The organism is Vibrio sp. 10N.222.49.A3 (genome assembly GCF_041475145.1).
Classification (GTDB): domain Bacteria; phylum Pseudomonadota; class Gammaproteobacteria; order Enterobacterales; family Vibrionaceae; genus Vibrio; species Vibrio tasmaniensis_A.
The window spans coordinates 1-229 of sequence record NZ_JBFRVM010000203.1; the positions used below are offsets into that span (position 1 = coordinate 1).

The window sequence follows — 229 nt, forward strand, 5'->3', positions numbered from 1 at the left end:
ACCTATCTTGCTGAACTCATTGGAGCGTTGTCATGAAAGGTATGCTCAGCGCTCCAGACATTTACCTTTATCGTGAAAGCGTCGATTTTAGAAAGTCCATCAACGGTCTTGCAGCGATTATCGAAAATGATACGGGCTTACCTCTTGGCAGCGGTGCGCTGTTCCTGTTTACCAATAAACAGCGCGATAAGATTAAGGTACTGTACTGGGATAAAACAGGCTTCGCCCT

1 protein-coding gene is annotated in these 229 nt (G+C 45.9%); it reads left to right on the forward strand.

Translation table 11 applies throughout. The features are described from left to right. Positions 1 to 32: 32 nt before the first annotated feature. The coding region (tnpB, locus tag AB4589_RS22985) for an IS66 family insertion sequence element accessory protein TnpB (protein ID WP_372101763.1) at positions 33 to 229 on the forward strand (197 nt) is incomplete at its 3' end.